The sequence below is a fragment of the Pseudomonas sp. genome (genome assembly GCF_033723075.1).
In the GTDB taxonomy this organism is placed as follows: Bacteria; Pseudomonadota; Gammaproteobacteria; order Pseudomonadales; family Pseudomonadaceae; genus Aquipseudomonas.
The window spans coordinates 77,240-93,673 of the sequence record NZ_JAWVXU010000004.1; the positions used below are offsets into that span (position 1 = coordinate 77,240).

Consider the following 16,434-nt stretch of genomic DNA (forward strand, 5'->3'; position numbering starts at 1 on the left):
ATGACGGGCTCCTCGACCATCACCTCCTCGACCATCACCATTTCTTCTTCCGCTCCGGCGCCATGCACCCAGCAATAGGCTGCCGCCATGCCGGCACCGACCAACGCACCACCACCCGCCCAGGTAGAACTCTCGATAGCACCCAGTGCCGCGCCGCCCACACCACCGACTGCCGCACACATCGGCCAATCGGTTTTCTGCAAGCCGGCGCAACCCGTCAGGAAACTGGTCGTCAGAATCAGGGGTACAGCTTTCCTTACAATACTCATATGCATATCTCCAGTGGGAATCGGACCAAAACCGACACTTATGGATTAAAGACCCCTGCTTTAGAAACTGCCAGACATGATTTGCATACTTTCAGATTCATCGGCTCTAGGCCTTCACCCAGCCGCGCGTTAGTCTTTTCGCAACCGATCGAGGATTATCGATGACCGAGAGCATTTCATCCCGCACGCCACAGCAAGCGCTGGCCGCTCTACTGGAGCGCTACACACCCAGCCGCCTGCTGTTGATAGGCGCCAGCGAACTGCCGGCGCTGGCTGCTTTCCGGGCCGCTCATGCCGATTGCCAGGTCGCCCACGCTGCCGCAGGCGCCCTGCCGGCCGAGCTGGCCGCACAACGGTTCGACCTCGCGCTGGTCGTCGACTGCCTCGAACACCTGCCCAAGCGCACAGGACTGGAGCTGCTTGGCGGCATCCGTAATCTGAATGCCAGCCGCCTGGCGGTGCTGGTCGACCTGCAGGCCTGCGCCTGGCAGGACACCGATTTTTTTGCCCTGGCCCTGCAGGCAAGCGAGCGCTTTCAGCGCGGTGAACAGACCCTGAGCCTGTTCACCTACGACCTGCTTGACTACAAACAGGTGCCGGACTGGCTCAACGCCAAGTTCTGGGCCAACCCGGAAAACTTTGGCAAATACTGGTGGTAAGCACAGATGACGACAGTCAGCGCCGAAACCCAACCAGGCTGCCCTTGCGGCAGTGGTGACTCACTGAGCGAGTGCTGTGGCCGTTACCATGCCGGGTTGCCGGCGCCGAGTGCCGAAACGCTGATGCGCTCCCGTTACAGCGCCTATGCACTGGGACTGGTCGATTACCTGCTGGCGACCACCCTGGCGGCACAACGCTCAGGACTGGATCGTGCCGCCATCAGCGCCTGGAGTCTGCACAGCACCTGGCTTGGCCTGGAAGTCGAAAGCAGCGAAGTGCTGGGCGGTCAGCCGGAACATGCGTTCGTGACCTTTACCGCCCGCTGGCACGATGGCAGTGGCGAACATGCCCATCGCGAACGCTCTGCCTTCGTCCAGCACGGGGGGCATTGGTACTTTATAGACCCTACGGTCGCGCTGCAGGTCGGCCGCAATGACCCCTGCCCTTGCGCCAGCGGGCAGAAATTCAAGAAGTGCTGTGCGGGCTTTGTCTGAAACGACAGGCACCAGCTCCTAAAGCGCAGCTCCCTCGCTTGTTCCTCGCAAGGTGCCCAGGGCGCAGCGGGGGAGAAATCCGCCAGAACATCTGTCACCAACAGATTTCCCCGAACCTCATCCAGGCCAAAAAAAACGCTCCCCCGACCCGGGCTGAGGGTCCGCGCGCCTGCCGGGCGCAGTGCTAACGCCAGGCGCAATCCCGGCCTCGACTACTCCTGTAATTTAAGGTGGGAAATATCCGGTGGCGGCGCGGCAGGTGCGGTCTTGATCTCGCCCATGTCGCTGCCGACAGGAGCCAGACTGAATTGCGTCAGATCGAGAGACGGCGCCTGCGCTTCGGGCTTGTCATCCTGCAAGTCTTCACCAAGTGGGGCTATCCCGAAATCCGGCGCATCGACCTCCGCGAACGCTGCCATATATTCATCCCGCGGCAGCACTTTGAGCCGCTGACCGGCAGGTGCTTGAGGGGTGGCGATAGGCAGCGGCTCGGGCGCTTCGCCAGCCGGCGGCGGCGCCAACTCGATCTCCTCCAGCTCCTCGGGCATGCTCTGCACCTCGACCAGAGCGCCGGCGCGCTGCAAGGTGGCGCGGTATTTTTCTGCGCCGGCCGCATCCAGGTTGTTCTTGATCACCATTCGCCGCCCGGAAAACAGCAAAGCAATCCGCTGGGCGTCAGCCTGGAACAACTTGGCCAGATTGGCTTTGACTGCATCCAGCTGCGCCCCTGGCACCAACTGGCCGGCAAAGGCGATCTCGTAACGAGCCATGGTCACACTCCTGTCCTATTAAGCGTTCAGTATGGCGCAGGTTTTTTTACCCCCACAACACGTTGCAGCCAAGCACGTGCTTGTTACACTGGTGCGTCCTTTGGAGTATGAAATGTTTTCCCAGGCGCCAACTATAAGAATTCTCAGCCTATTGATGTTTTTCGGCCTGCTGTGCGGGCTCGGCGGATGTTCCACCTGGACCAGCGGGGGGTTCAAGGATCCGGATGTCCGCCTGATCAAGGTAGAAGTCATCAGGGCCAAGTTATTGGAGCAGCAGTTCGTCCTGCGCTTTCGTATCGACAACCCCAACAGCATGAGCTTGCCGGTGCGCGGCCTGGATTACCGGGTACACCTCAACGAGGTGAAGCTGGCAGAAGGTCAATCCGACACCTGGTTCACGGTTCCGGCCCATGGCCACCATGTATTCGATGTCCCGGTGCGCACCAACCTCTGGCGCCACCTGCGGCAAATCGTCAAATTGCTGGAGCGACCTGAAGAGCCGATTCGCTATCGCCTCGAAGGCCAGGTAAAAACCGGTTTGTTGTTCGGCCGTAGCGTGCACATGTCGCGTAATGGAGAGATAATCCCCGGCGATTTCATTCCCGAGTAAGCGCACATGAACCAACACGCCCACGTACACGGCCCCGACTGCAACCACGCCGAGCATGATCACCAGCATGATCACGACCACGGTCACGTGCATGGCCCGGACTGCAACCACGCTCACCAGGAGCCGGTGCGCAACACCCTGAAGGACGTCGGCCGCAACGACCCCTGCCCATGCGGCAGCCAGAAGAAATTCAAGAAATGCCACGGTGCCTGATGTATCCATGAGCACTTCAACTCTGCTGCTTCTGTTGGCCGGCGCCCTGGTGGTGACGGCCCTTGCCCTGTACGCCTTGCTCCTGTGGCGCCGGGTCTGGGCGCAACGGCGAGATCGGGAACAGGCGGAACACCAGCGACGCGAACGCCTGGCCGGCGATCTGCAGATACTCGCCGGCAGCCTGCTCGATGGCCAGCTGCCGCTGATCGAGGGCGCCATTCGCATCAAGGTACTGCTGGACAACTATGACAGCGCGCTGAGCCGGGACACCCGCTGCCAGGTGTTCCACCTGCTGTTCGAAGCCACCGCCCAGGTGCCGACCCATGCCAACTGGAAGGCACTGGAGCAGACCGAGCGACGCCAGCACGAAAAGCACTTCAACGAACTGGAGCTGCAGCACAAGGCTGCCGCTCGCACAGCCGCACGCTGGCTGCTCGACGAAGGTCTGAAGCAACCCGGCAACTGACCCTGGCGGGTTTCCAGGGTTTTGCGCGGCACGTCCATCCACCGATTTGTTCAGTCCTGCGTTCTGCAAGGAGCTCGCTGCATGCTACCGCGCGCATTCCGCCCCACGGCCCTGCTGGGCCTCGCCGCTACCCTTGCTGCAAGCCTGGCATTGAGTGGCTGCCAATCGTTTCTCGACAGTCGTTACCGCGACAGCCTGCCCTCGGATCAGGGCAGCGTGCGCGTCCAGGGCCTGGCACAAAGCGTTGTGATTCGGCGTAATGCCCTGGGCATGCCGCTGATCGAAACCAATACCTTCCACGACGCACTGTTCGCCCTCGGCTATGTGCATGCCAGCGACCGCCTCAGCCAGATGGTCGGCTTGCGCCTGATGGCCGAAGGCCGATTGGCGGAGATGGCCGGCCCCGGCGTCCTGGAAATCGATCGACTGATGCGCGCGGTCAACCTGAAGAAAAGTGCCGAAGTACTCTATGCCGACGCCTCGCCACGACTGAAGAAGTTTTTCGAGGTGTATGCCCGCGGCGTCAACGCCTACCTGTTCCGCTATCGCGACAAGCTGCCGATGGACCTGGCCCAGTCCGGCTATCGTCCGCCCTACTGGAAAGCCGAAGACTCGGCACTGGTGTTCTGCCTGCTGAACTTTGGTCTGTCGGTCAACCTGCAGGAGGAAATTGCCGCCCTGGTTCTGGCGCAGAAAGTCGGCAGCGAGCAACTCGCCTGGCTGCTGCCCACCTACCCGGACGAACCGCTGCCGTTCGATGAGGCCGCAAAACTCAAGGGCCTGACCCTCGGCGGACAAATTCCTGGCCTGGCCGCCGTCAACAATGCGGCCAGCCAACTCGCCAGCACCCACATGCTTGGCGTCGCCGCATCCAACAACTGGGCCATCGCCCCACAGAACAGCCGCAGCGGCAAGAGCCTGCTGGCCAATGACACCCACCTGCCGCTGTCGATGCCCTCGGCCTGGAGCTTCGTGCAGATCCGTTCGCCGAAATTCCAGGCCGCCGGCGTCTCCATTGCCGGCGTACCCGCCATCGTCGCCGGATTCAACGGCAAGCTCGGCTGGGGCATGACCATGGTCATGGGCGACAACCAGGACCTGTTCCTGGAGAAAATCCGACGTCAAGACAACCGTCTCTATTATCAGGCCGACGGCAAATGGCTGCCCGCCCGCGAGCGCCAGGAAACCTTCTTCATCAAGGGCCAGCGGCCGATCCGCGAAACCATCTTCGAGACCCGCCACGGCCCGCTGCTCAACTCGGTGCTGGGCGAGCGCAAACACCCCCTGCAGCCCCTGCAACTGGCCAGCGGTTACGGCCTGGCCCTGCAAACCACGCAATTCGAGGCGGATCGGTCCCTCGATGCGCTGTTCGACCTGTCCCGCGCCCAGTCGGTGGAGCAAGCCTTCGAGGCCACCCGCGAAGTGCGCGCCATACCCTTGAATATCGTCTTCGCCGACGCCCGGCACATCGGCTGGCAAGTCACCGGGCGCTTTCCCAATCGCCGCGAAGGCCTTGGCCTGATGCCTTCGCCTGGCTGGGACGGCCGCTACGACTGGGATGGCTTCGCCGAGGCGATGCTGCACCCCTATGACCAGGATCCGCAGCAAGGCTGGCTGGGCACCGCCAACCAGCGTACCGTGCCACGCGGCTACGGCATGCAGCTGTCCAACTCCTGGTACTACCCGGAACGCTACGAGCGCCTGGCGCAACTGGCTGGCAGCGGCAAGCACGACACCCGCAGCATGATTGCCATGCAGTACGACCAGACCACGCCCTTCGTCGGCAAACTGCAAGGCATGTTCGAAGCGCCCGGCATGGCCGCCCCCCTGCAAAAAGCCATCGACGCCCTGCCCGCGCAGGAGCGCACCAAAGCGCGCGAAGCCTACCGTCGGCTGATGGCCTTCGACGGCAAGCTCACCGCCACCTCGGGGGATGCCGCACTCTACGGCGCCTTCCTGCATGAAAGCGCGCGGCAGATCTTCCTCGACGAACTGGGCCCCGAAACCAGCCCAGGCTGGCTGGCTCTGGTGGAAACCGCCAACAAATCCTATTCGGCCCAGGCCGACCACCTGCTGGGCCGCGACGACAGTCCATTCTGGAACGATATCGGTAGCGTTCAGCAGGAAGACAAACCGGCCATTCTCGCCCGCAGCCTGGCCGCCGCCGTAACCTTCGCCGAAGCCAGGCTGGGCAGTGAACGCAGCGCCTGGCAGTGGGGCAAGCTGCACAGCTACAACTGGGTCAGCGAAGCCAGCAAACTGGCGCCCTACATGGGCACCCGCCAGCGCGCCGCGATCAACGCACTGAAGGACTATCTCGACCGCGGCCCCTACCCGGCCGGCGGCGATCACAGCACCCTCAATGTATCGGCCTACAACTGGGGGCAGGACTTCGACACCTGGTTGATTCCGGCCATGCGCATCGTCGTCGACTTCGGCCGCGCAGAACCGCTGATCGGCCTGAACAGCTCCGGCCAATCCGGCAACCCGGCGAGCGAGTATTACGCCGACGGTATCGAGGCGTGGCGCAAAGGCCAGTACATGAGCTTTCCGTTTCAGCCACAGAACCTGGACAAGGTCTATGGCACCAAGCGACTGATCCTGACGCCGGGAAAATAATTACCACTGACCGCTGACCACTGGTCGGCGGCGGCTGAACCAATCAGCCGGGCATCAGCTCTGAATTAACGGACTTACTCCATAGATCATCATTTCAGGGCGCCTTTGGGTGCCCTTTTTTTTTGTGCGCGATTGACCCGCGCGACAATCCGCCCCGCGAATGCCGGACGGCGGGCAATGCTCAGTCACGAGTAATCCCGGTGATGGTAATGCCGTAACGCTCAGCCAGACGCACGGCCGGGGTCTGGATTTCATTGGGAAGGTCTGTTGGCTCTTCGCGCTCGTAGACTTTCTCGGCCATTTTGAGCAGCTGCAGTACGGCCTGCTCCATGCTCGGCTTGCTGCTGGACTGAAGCTCGAACACCTCGGTGCGCTCATCTTTGCTGTATGTGATCTTCCACGTTGTCATGACGGATTCCTCCCGCACTAAAATATTCGATCGTCCGCACACTGACGGACACGGTCCTGATTCGACCTACCCTACCAAAGCAATTCGCTCATCGCAGGCCCTACCTCGCCGGACAGCCTTTCCAGATGTTTCAGCGCCATCAAACCGCCAAACTGCAATGCTGTTCAGTTAAGTCAAGTGAGCCGATCTTTTGTAGCCCGGATGAAACCCGGGAAAAATCCGGCACCGACCAACCGCCCCGCAGGTGAAACCACGGGACAACCGCCATCCTTGATGTGCACGGCACTGCACCAGCGCCGTGCGGGACCCATGGCGCCTGTCATTCGCTTGCGTTTCAGCCTCAAGCACGACTTTGCAGATTAACTCGAGGCCATAGTTGGCTTATGATCCTGCAGCGCCTGCGGCAAGCCATCCCGACTGGCGGCCATGCCATAACGAGCAGACCGTCGCTTGCCGACCACCATCATCCGCGTACCGACTTGCCCTAAGGAACTACCATGAGCAGCCGCCAAGCCGAGATCGCCACCGCCCTGAACGTGGTGCCCCCCTTCGCCGACGAAACCGCCCTGCTGGCAGAGATCGAGCGGCGCAAAACCTTTATCAAGGATTGCCTGCGTAACGCAGGCCTGAAAGTACTGGTGCTGGGCATCAGCGGCGGGGTCGACTCGCTGACCGCCGGGCGTCTCGCGCAATTGAGCGTGGAAGAACTGCGCAACGAGACCGATGACACCGCGTATCGCTTCATTGCCGTGCGCCTGCCTCACGGCACCCAGCACGACGAGCACGACGCCCAGGCGTCGCTGCAATTCATCCGCGCGGACGAAGAAGACACGGTCAATATCGCCGACAGCGTGTACGGACTCGGTGAGCAGGTCAGCCACCTGCAGAAGCTCACGGCAGCACGCCGCGACTTCGTCGTCGGCAACATCAAGGCGCGCATGCGCATGGTCGCCCAGTTCGCCATCGCCAACGCCAATAATGGTCTGGTCATCGGCACCGACCATGCCGCCGAGGCGGTCATGGGCTTTTTTACCAAGTTCGGCGACGGCGCTTGCGACCTCGCCCCCCTGAGCGGCCTGGTCAAAGGCCAGGTGCGCGCCATCGCCAAGCAGCTTGGTGCGCCGGAAAATCTGGTATTCAAGGTACCCACCGCCGACCTGGAAGAGCTGCGCCCCGGCAAGCCGGACGAAGAAGCGCATGGCGTCAGTTACGCCGAGATCGACGCCTTCCTGCATGGCCAGCCGGTTCGCGACGAAGCGTATGCCATCATCACCCGCACCTACGACAACAGCCGGCACAAGCGCGAGCTGCCACTGGCGCCCTGATCGCGCAAGCGCAGGCGAGAAAAAGCCGGTTTCCACTCAACGCAGAAACCGGCTTTTTTGATCCGGCAAATCGATCAGGCTTTCGGCAAGGTCACACCCAGCTGCCCCTGGTATTTGCCGCCGCGATCCTTGTAGGACACTTCGCACTCCTCGTCGGACTCGAGAAAGAGCATCTGCGCCACGCCCTCGTTGGCATAGATCTTCGCCGGCAAGGTAGTGGTGTTGGAGAATTCCAGCGTCACGTGGCCTTCCCACTCGGGCTCCAGCGGGGTGACGTTGACGATGATGCCGCAGCGCGCGTAGGTGCTCTTGCCCAGGCAGATGGTCAGCACATTGCGCGGGATACGGAAGTATTCGACGGTGCGGGCCAGGGCGAAGGAGTTCGGCGGAATGATGCAGACATCGCTTTTTACGTCGACGAAGCTCTTTTCATCGAAGTTCTTCGGATCGACGGTGGCCGAATTGATGTTGGTGAACACCTTGAATTCATCGGCGCAGCGCACATCGTAGCCATAGCTGGAAACCCCGTAGGAGATCAGCGGCTGACTGCCTTCTACACGCACCTGACGCTCGACGAAAGGCTCGATCATGCCGTGCTCTTGAGCCATGCGGCGAATCCATTTATCCGATTTGATGCTCATGGCGGGCGTCCTGAATAAGCGGGTGATGAAAAAGTGAGCGCATCTTACCGGGGCCGGCGACAGGGTTCAAAGGCTGTCGACCAACGTCATCGCCCAAGCCTGGCTTTACTGCACCCATAGCCAAATAACAAAAAGACCTACAGAGCGTTCGCGCTTAGCGTTAAAAGCGCGTACAGTAGCGCCACTGTGCTGCATGTGTCACCGCGAATCGCTACTTGATGCCTAGATTTCGATCCAAACATCGTCCGACTCCTAGTACTCGTTGCACTCAGTCCCGGCCTGGGCTTTTCCAGGGCTGTTATTAAAAAATTGTTAGGAGACATAACATGTCGAATCGTCAGAATGGTACCGTCAAGTGGTTTAACGATGAGAAAGGCTACGGCTTTATCACTCCGCAATCCGGTGACGACCTGTTCGTACACTTCAAAGCTATCCAGAGCGATGGCTTCAAGAGCCTGAAAGAAGGCCAAGCAGTGACTTTCGTGGCCACCCGTGGTCAGAAAGGCATGCAAGCCGAGGAAGTTCAGGTTGTATAACCTGATCTAACCCGCTTGCTAAAAAGCCCCGCCTAGTGCGGGGCTTTTTTGTGCTCAACACATCCATGTGTTTCACCCCTTCGGGGCTTGCGCGCAATAATGCTCCCGGCATTATTGTGGGCGCATGTTTTGTGCTTCGGCTGTTACAGCAACGGCGCGCAGAGCCTGCGCGCCCCGGCTGAATCAGTCATCGCTGACCATGATGCTCGGCATCGCCTGTTGCCGCCCACCCTGGGCAATGCGCGCGCCGACGTTACGGGCGATCTCCTGATAGATCATGGCGATCTGGCTTTCCGGGTCGGCGATAGTGGTCGGCTTGCCTCCGTCGGACTGCATGCGAATGGCCATCGACAGGGGCAAGGATGCCAGCAGGTCGACACCGAACTGCGCCGCCAGCTTCTCGCCGCCGCCCTCACCGAACAGGTGCTCGGCATGCCCGCAGTTCGAGCAGATATGCACCGCCATGTTTTCCACCACCCCGAGCACCGGGATATTCACCTTGCGGAACATCTCTACGCCCTTCTTGGCATCCAGCAGCGCCAGATCCTGGGGCGTGGTGACGATCACCGCGCCGGACACCGGCACCTTCTGCGCCAGGGTCAGCTGGATGTCACCGGTGCCCGGGGGCATGTCGACCACCAGATAATCCAGGTCGCCCCAGGCCGTCTGGGTGATCAACTGGATCAGCGCACCGGAGACCATCGGCCCGCGCCAGACCACCGGGGTGTTTTCGTCGGTCAGAAAAGCCATCGACATGACCTCGACGCCATGGGCCTTGAGCGGCACGAACCATTTCTGCTCCCGGATCTCGGGCCGCGTGCCCTCGGCGATCCCGAACATGATGCCCTGACTCGGGCCATAGATATCCGCATCGAGAATGCCGACCTTGGCACCTTCGCGCATCAACGCCAGCGCCAGGTTGGCGGCCGTGGTCGATTTGCCCACCCCGCCCTTGCCCGAGGCCACCGCGATAACGTTCTTGACGTTGGCCAGGGCCGGCACCTGGTCCTGGGCCTTGTGCGCCTCGATCACGCAGTCGACCTGGACCTGCGCGCTGTCGACCCCGTCGAGGTTTTCCAGGGCCATTTGCAGCATCTGCGCCCAGCCGCTCTTGAACAGGCCAGCGGCGTAACCCAGCTGCAGGCGCACGCTGACCTTGCCGCCCTGGATATCCACCTCACGCAGACAGCCGGCGCTGACCGGATCCTGATCGAGGTGGGGATCGGTGTATTGCGACAGTACAGCTTCGATTGCTGCGCGGGTAACGGACATAAAAGACTCCCAGGGAAAGACCGAGCAGAACAGACGGGCATATTACCCCGCAGGCAGCACCGCGCGCATCGCCTCTCTGGCTCATCGACGCCCTGGCGTCGACGCGGCGCAACCTCCCAAACGATCCAGCGGATGAAAAAAATCCGCGCCGCCTATATAGTTGCCGACTTCTTTCGTTATACCAGTGCAGCCGATTCCCATGAGCGAAGCCCGCAAGATTCTCGTCACCAGCGCCCTGCCCTACGCCAACGGTTCGATTCACCTCGGCCATATGCTCGAGTACATCCAGACCGATATGTGGGTGCGCTTCCAGAAGCTGCGCGGCAATCAGGCCATCTACGTTTGCGCCGACGACGCCCATGGCTCGGCGATCATGCTGCGCGCCGAGAAAGAAGGCATCACCCCGGAACAGCTGATCGCCAACGTCAAGACCGAGCACAGCGCCGACTTCGGCGACTTTCTGGTGAACTTCGACAACTACCACTCGACCCACTCCGAGGAGAACCGCGAGCTGTCGGCGGCCATCTACCTGAAACTGCGCGACGCCGGGCATATCGCCACCCGTTCGGTGACCCAGTACTTCGACCCGGAAAAGGGCATGTTCCTTGCCGACCGTTTCATCAAGGGCAGCTGCCCGAAGTGCGGCGCCGAGGACCAGTACGGCGACAACTGCGAGAAGTGCGGCGCCACCTACGAGCCCACCGAACTGAAGAACCCGCGCTCGGCGATTTCCGGCGCCGTGCCCGAACTGCGCGACTCCAAGCACTTCTTCTTCAAGCTGCCGGACTTCGACGCCATGCTGAAAAGCTGGACCCGCGGCGGCGCCCTGCAAGATGCGGTGGCCAACAAGATCGCCGAATGGCTGGATTCCGGCCTGCAGGAATGGGACATCAGCCGCGATGCGCCCTACTTCGGCTTCGAGATCCCCGACGAGCCCGGCAAGTACTTCTACGTCTGGCTGGACGCACCGGTTGGCTACATGGCCAGCTTCAAGAACCTCTGCGCGCGCAATCCCGAGCTGGACTTCGATGCCTTCTGGGGCAAGGACTCGACGGCCGAGCTGTACCACTTCATCGGCAAGGACATCGTCAACTTCCACGCCCTGTTCTGGCCGGCGATGCTCGAAGGCGCCGGTTTCCGTAAGCCGACCGCAGTCGCCGTGCATGGCTACCTGACCGTCAACGGCCAGAAGATGTCCAAGTCGCGTGGCACCTTCATCAAGGCGCGCACCTACCTGGATCATTTGAACCCGGAATACCTGCGTTACTACTACGCGGCCAAGCTGGGCCGCGGCATTGAAGACCTCGACCTCAACCTCGAAGACTTCGTGCAGAAGGTCAACTCGGATCTGGTCGGCAAGGTGGTGAATATCGCCAGCCGCTGCGCCGGCTTTATCCACAAGGGCAATGCCGGTGTGCTGGTCGCCGGCAACGCCGCGCCCGAACTGACCGAGGCCTTCCAGGCCGCCGCGCCGAGCATCGCCGAGGCCTACGAGGCACGCGACTTTGCCCGCGCCATGCGCGAGATCATGGGCCTGGCCGACCGTGCCAACGCCTGGATCGCCGACAAGGCACCCTGGGCACTGGCCAAACAGGACGGCAAGCAGGACGAAGTGCAGGCCATCTGCGCCCTGGGCATCAACCTGTTTCGCCAGCTGCTGATCTTCCTCAAACCGGTGCTGCCGAAACTGGCCGCCGATGCCGAGGCCTTCCTCAATGTCGCGCCGCTGACCTGGGACGACCACCAGAGCCTGCTGGCCAACCACCAACTGAACCCGTTCAGCGCCCTGCTGACCCGGATCGAGCCTGCGAAAATCGACGCCATGATCGAAGCCTCCAAAGAAGACCTCGCCGCCAGCGAAACCGGCCACGCGCCCCAGGAGAGCGCTCCCCAAGGCAACGGTGAACTGGCAAAAGACCCGCTGGCGGCCGAGATCGCCTTCGACACCTTTGCCGCGGTCGACCTGCGCATCGCCCTGATCGAGAAATGCGAGTTCGTCGAGGGTGCCGACAAGCTGCTGCGCCTGACCCTGGATATCGGCGGCGCCAAGCGCAACGTGTTCTCCGGGATCAAGAGCGCCTACCCCGACCCGAGCCAGCTGGAAGGCCGCCTGACCCTGTACGTCGCCAACCTGGCCGCACGCAAGATGAAATTCGGCATCAGCGAGGGCATGGTCCTGGCCGCTGGTCCTGGCGGTGAGGAAATCTACCTGCTCAGTCCGGACAGCGGCGCCAAACCAGGCCAGCGGGTCAAGTAAGCAACTGCGGCGGATTGGCGCAGCGTACCCCAATACGCTGCGCCAGCCTTATGCCAGCCACTCAGGCACAGTGATCCGGCTTGTGTGGCCGGACCGGCTTCCCGATAATAGACAACCCTTTGCCCACGGCCTTGCCTGTCCACCAACGGAACCCGCAATGACCGAACTCGCCTTGATCATGGTCAGCGCCATCCTGGTCAATAACTTCGTGCTGGTGCAGTTTCTCGGCCTGTGCCCGTTCATGGGCGTGTCGAAGAAGATCGAGACGGCCATTGGCCTGTCCCTGGCCACCACCTTCGTCCTGACCCTGGCGGCCATGTGCAGCTACCTGGTCCAGCAGTACGTGCTCAAGCCGCTGGACCTGGAGTTTCTGCGCACCATCAGCTTTATCCTGGTGATCGCGGTGACCGTGCAGTTCACCGAAATGGTGGTGAACAAGACCAGCCCGCTGCTGTACCGCGTGCTCGGTATATTCCTGCCGCTGATCACCACCAACTGCATCGTCCTCGGCGTGGCCCTGCTCAATGCCAACAAGGCCGAGTTCACCTTTATCAGCGCCACCGCCAACGGCTTTGCCGCCGGTCTGGGCTTCTCCCTGGTGCTGGTGCTGTTCGCCGCCATGCGCGAGCGCATCGCCATAGCCGATGTGCCGAAGACCTTCCAGGGTGCCGCCATCGGCATGATCACCGCCGGCCTGATGTCGCTGGCCTTCATGGGCTTTACCGGGCTGATCAAGCTATGAGTCTGTTGCTCAGCGCGATTCTCGCCCTGCTGGCGCTGTGCCTGGTGGCCGGTGCCATCCTCGGTTTCGCCGCGGTGCGCTTCAAGGTCGAAGGCAACCCGATCGCCGAGCAGATCAACGCCCTGTTGCCGCAGACCCAGTGCGGCCAGTGCGGCTACCCCGGCTGCAAGCCCTACGCCGAGGCGATTGCCGGCGGCGACAAGATCAATAAATGCCCACCGGGCGGCGAAGCTACCATCCAGGCGTTGGCCGACCTGCTGGATGTCGAGGCCGAACCGCTGGATGCGGTGGAAGGCGAGAAACCGCAGATGGTTGCCTACATCCGCGAGGCCGAATGCATCGGCTGCACCAAATGCATTCAGGCCTGCCCGGTGGACGCCATTGTCGGCGCGGCCAAGCAGATGCACACGGTGATCGTCTCCGAATGCACCGGCTGCGACCTCTGCGTCGAACCCTGCCCGGTGGACTGCATCGACATGATCCCGCTGGGTAGCAGCGTGCAAAGCTGGAAGTGGAGCAAGCCCCTGCCGCCCGGCCAGTTGATCGCCAGTGATCGGGAGCAGGCAGCATGACGGCGATGCAACCCCTGGTTTGGGATATCCCCGGCGGCATTCATCCGCCGGAGCGCAAACACCTCTCCAACCGTACGTCGATCCAGCCCGCGCCGCTGCCCAAGCGCCTGGTGTTGCCGCTCAACCAGCACATAGGCACAGCGGCCGAGCCGGTGGTCGAGCTGGGCCAGCGGGTACTCAAGGGTCAGCTGATCGCCGCCGCCAATGGCTTCGTCAGCGTGCCGCTGCATGCGCCGACCTCCGGCACCGTCAGCTTCATCGGGCCGCAGCCTTACCCGCATGTCTCCGGCATGCTCGCCCCGGCCATCGTCATCGACAGCGACGGCCTGGATCAGTGGTGCGAACTGACGCCCTGTCCTGACTACCGCCATCTGGAAAACAGCAGCCTGCTGGAGATGATCCGCCAGGCCGGGATCAGCGGCCTGGGCGGCGCCGGCTTCCCCACGGCGGTCAAGCTCAACGCCCGGCCAACCCAGAAGATCCATACCCTGGTGATCAACGGCACCGAGTGCGAGCCCTACATCACCGCGGACGATCTGTTGATGCGTGAGCGCACCGAACAGCTGATCTCCGGCATCGACATCCTCGCCCAACTGATCCAGCCCGATCAGGTGCTGATCGGCATCGAGGACAACAAGCCTGAAGCGATAGCCGCACTGCGCGCAGCCTTGAGCGAGCGCAGTTATCAACTGCGGGTCTTCCCAACCAAATACCCCTCCGGCGGCGAGAAGCAGCTGATCCAGATCCTCACCGGCGTCGAAGTACCCAGCGGCGGCCTGCCGGCGGATATCGGCATCCTCTGCCAGAACGTCGGCACCTGCAAAGCCATCCACGATGCGGTGGTTCTCGGCAAACCGCTGATCTCGCGCATCACCACCCTCACCGGCGAAGCCCTGACCCGGCCGATGAACGTCGAGGTGCTGCTCGGCACCCCGGTGGGCGAACTGCTGGAGTTTGCCGGCCTCGACCGCGGCAGGCTCGACCGCCTGATCATGGGCGGACCGATGATGGGCTTTACCCTGCCCGACTTCGACGTACCGCTGATCAAGACCACCAATTGCCTGCTCGCCGCGAGCCGCGCCGAATTGCCGCCACCGCCGCCGGCCATGCCCTGCATTCGCTGCGGCGAATGCGCCGAGGTCTGCCCGGCCAGCCTGCTGCCGCAGCAGCTGCACTTCTTCGCCATCGGCCAGGAGCACGAGCAGCTCAAGGCGCACAATCTGTTCGACTGCATCGAATGCGGCGCCTGCGCCTATGTCTGCCCGTCGAGCATCCCCCTGGTGCAGTACTACCGTGCGGCCAAGGGCGAAATTCGCGACCTGGAACAGAAGCAGCTCAAGGCCGAACAGTCCAAGCAGCGCTTCGAGCTGCGTCAGGAGCGCCTGCGCCGCGCCGAAGAGCAGAAAGAAGCCGAGCGCAAGGCTCGCGCCGAGAAAGCCGCCCGCGCCAAGGCTGCCCAGGCCGAAGCGCCAGCGGGCACTGATGACGGCGCGCCAGCAGCCAAACCGGCCGGCCTCAGTGATGAACTGAAGAAATTCAAGATCGAAGCCAGCATGGCCCAGGTCGCGCTGAAGAAGGCCGAAAAACAACTGGCGGCCCACGCCACGCCAGAGATGCAGGCCCAGGTCGACCAGCTGCGCAATGCCGCAACAGCCGCACAACAGGCCCTGGATACCGCCATGGCGGCCAGCCCGCCAGCAGCAACGCCTGCGGCGGATGACGGCGCCCTGAAGAAGGCCAAGATCGACGCCGCCATGCTTCGCGCCCAGTTGCGCAAGCTGGAGAAACTCGAGGCCCCGGACGACGACCAGCAGGCCGAACTGGCCCGCTTGCGCCAGCAGCTCGAACGAGCCGAGAAGGCTTTGGCCGACCTGCATAACCAGGCCGCGCCGCCGGCAACGCCGGTCGACGACGGCGCCTTGAAGAAAGCCAAGATCGACGCCGCCATGCTCCGCGCCCAGCTGCGCAAGCTGGAAAAAGTCGAAACGCCAAGCCCTGAACAGCAAAGCGAACTGCAACAACTGCGCGAGCAGCTGCAGGCGGCAGAACAACTTCTGAATGAACTGGACGTCCAGGCTCCTGCCGCGCCAGCCAAACCCGGCGACGACGGCGCCCTGAAGAAAGCCAAGATCGAATTGGCAATGAAACGCGCCGAGTTGAGGAAAGCCGAGAAAGCCGGCAGCGATGACGCCGAGCTGGGCAGTCTGCGCGATGCCCTGGCCCAGGCCGAACAGATTCTGCACGCCGCCGAAGCGGCGTCTGGCAAGCCCGCGCCGACACTGCTGCGCACGGACAAACAACCGATCGACGACGCCACCCGCAGCCTGAAAACCGAAGTGGCCTTCGCCCGCGCCGACCTGCGCAAGCTTGAACGCGACGAGAGCAGTGCCACCGATGCCCTGGCTGCCGCCCGTCAACGCCTGGCGCAAGCCGAACAGAAATTGCAGGAACACGCAGACTGACCGACACCCTGGATCCCGGCTGCAATCCGGGCGGCTGCGCGAGCATGCGCGCAGGAAATTCCCCGGCGTGCAGCCGGGCCACGATTCTGAACAGCTGTTACGGCCGCGACCGCGCAG

General features: G+C 62.4%; 16 protein-coding genes. 12 read left to right on the plus strand and 4 right to left on the minus strand.

Annotated features, from left to right (window positions below):
• Positions 1-430: 430 nt before the first annotated feature.
• Positions 431-928, plus strand: coding sequence for a DUF6231 family protein (locus R3355_RS06325; RefSeq protein WP_318960523.1), 498 nt, complete (start codon positions 431-433; stop codon positions 926-928).
• Between the two features lie 6 nt (positions 929-934).
• Complete coding sequence (locus tag R3355_RS06330) at positions 935-1,423, plus strand: YchJ family protein (protein ID WP_318960524.1); 489 nt, start codon at positions 935-937, stop codon at positions 1,421-1,423.
• A gap of 212 nt (positions 1,424-1,635) precedes the next feature.
• Here R3355_RS06330 and R3355_RS06335 read toward each other — a convergent pair whose 3' ends face one another.
• On the minus strand, positions 1,636-2,193 hold the full coding sequence (locus tag R3355_RS06335) for a hypothetical protein (RefSeq protein ID WP_318960525.1): 558 nt from the start codon (positions 2,191-2,193) through the stop codon (positions 1,636-1,638).
• A 112-nt stretch (positions 2,194-2,305) separates the two neighbouring features.
• Between R3355_RS06335 and R3355_RS06340 the strand changes: the two genes are divergently transcribed.
• The 4 genes from R3355_RS06340 (at position 2,306) to R3355_RS06355 (ending at position 6,101) form a co-directional block, all read left to right on the plus strand.
• Positions 2,306-2,803, plus strand: coding sequence for an LEA type 2 family protein (locus R3355_RS06340; RefSeq protein WP_318960526.1), 498 nt, complete (start codon positions 2,306-2,308; stop codon positions 2,801-2,803).
• Positions 2,804-2,809: 6 nt separating this feature from the next.
• Positions 2,810-3,016, plus strand: coding sequence for an SEC-C metal-binding domain-containing protein (locus R3355_RS06345; RefSeq protein WP_318960527.1), 207 nt, complete (start codon positions 2,810-2,812; stop codon positions 3,014-3,016).
• A 7-nt stretch (positions 3,017-3,023) separates the two neighbouring features.
• The gene (locus tag R3355_RS06350) at positions 3,024-3,482 is read left to right on the plus strand and encodes a DUF2489 domain-containing protein (protein ID WP_318947849.1); all 459 of its coding nucleotides are present in this window, start codon (positions 3,024-3,026) and stop codon (positions 3,480-3,482) included.
• Positions 3,483-3,563: 81 nt separating this feature from the next.
• The gene (locus R3355_RS06355) at positions 3,564-6,101 is read left to right on the plus strand and encodes a penicillin acylase family protein (RefSeq protein ID WP_318960528.1); all 2,538 of its coding nucleotides are present in this window, start codon (positions 3,564-3,566) and stop codon (positions 6,099-6,101) included.
• A 181-nt stretch (positions 6,102-6,282) separates the two neighbouring features.
• Here R3355_RS06355 and R3355_RS06360 read toward each other — a convergent pair whose 3' ends face one another.
• Positions 6,283-6,510 carry a hypothetical protein gene (locus tag R3355_RS06360; RefSeq protein WP_318947851.1) on the minus strand — a complete coding sequence of 76 codons (228 nt, stop codon included), beginning with the start codon at positions 6,508-6,510 and terminating at the stop codon, positions 6,283-6,285.
• Positions 6,511-7,007: 497 nt separating this feature from the next.
• Between R3355_RS06360 and nadE the strand changes: the two genes are divergently transcribed.
• Positions 7,008-7,835 (plus strand): ammonia-dependent NAD(+) synthetase, encoded by an 828-nt coding sequence (gene nadE, locus R3355_RS06365; protein WP_318947853.1) that lies wholly within the window; start codon positions 7,008-7,010, stop codon positions 7,833-7,835.
• Between the two features lie 74 nt (positions 7,836-7,909).
• On the opposite strand, the gene dcd is transcribed toward nadE, so the two are convergent.
• Positions 7,910-8,476, minus strand: coding sequence for a dCTP deaminase (dcd, locus tag R3355_RS06370; RefSeq protein WP_318947855.1), 567 nt, complete (start codon positions 8,474-8,476; stop codon positions 7,910-7,912).
• A gap of 326 nt (positions 8,477-8,802) precedes the next feature.
• On the opposite strand from dcd, the gene R3355_RS06375 reads away from it, so the two are divergent.
• On the plus strand, positions 8,803-9,012 hold the full coding sequence (locus R3355_RS06375) for a cold-shock protein (protein ID WP_090242762.1): 210 nt from the start codon (positions 8,803-8,805) through the stop codon (positions 9,010-9,012).
• Between the two features lie 183 nt (positions 9,013-9,195).
• Here R3355_RS06375 and apbC read toward each other — a convergent pair whose 3' ends face one another.
• Positions 9,196-10,284 carry an iron-sulfur cluster carrier protein ApbC gene (gene apbC, locus R3355_RS06380; protein ID WP_318960529.1) on the minus strand — a complete coding sequence of 363 codons (1,089 nt, stop codon included), beginning with the start codon at positions 10,282-10,284 and terminating at the stop codon, positions 9,196-9,198.
• Positions 10,285-10,483: 199 nt separating this feature from the next.
• On the opposite strand from apbC, the gene metG reads away from it, so the two are divergent.
• The 4 genes from metG to rsxC all read left to right on the plus strand — a co-directional run bounded on the left by metG (position 10,484) and on the right by rsxC (position 16,317).
• Positions 10,484-12,541, plus strand: coding sequence for a methionine--tRNA ligase (gene metG, locus R3355_RS06385; protein ID WP_318960530.1), 2,058 nt, complete (start codon positions 10,484-10,486; stop codon positions 12,539-12,541).
• Between the two features lie 157 nt (positions 12,542-12,698).
• The gene (gene rsxA / locus R3355_RS06390) at positions 12,699-13,283 is read left to right on the plus strand and encodes an electron transport complex subunit RsxA (RefSeq protein ID WP_318947864.1); all 585 of its coding nucleotides are present in this window, start codon (positions 12,699-12,701) and stop codon (positions 13,281-13,283) included.
• Positions 13,280-13,855 (plus strand): electron transport complex subunit RsxB, encoded by a 576-nt coding sequence (gene rsxB, locus R3355_RS06395; protein ID WP_318960531.1) that lies wholly within the window; start codon positions 13,280-13,282, stop codon positions 13,853-13,855. The genes rsxA and rsxB overlap by 4 nt, the downstream gene beginning before the upstream one ends.
• Positions 13,852-16,317, plus strand: a complete 2,466-nt coding sequence (rsxC, locus tag R3355_RS06400) for an electron transport complex subunit RsxC (RefSeq protein WP_318960532.1) — start codon at positions 13,852-13,854, stop codon at positions 16,315-16,317. Before rsxB ends, rsxC begins: the two co-directional genes overlap by 4 nt.
• The last annotated feature ends 117 nt before the right edge of the window (positions 16,318-16,434 follow it).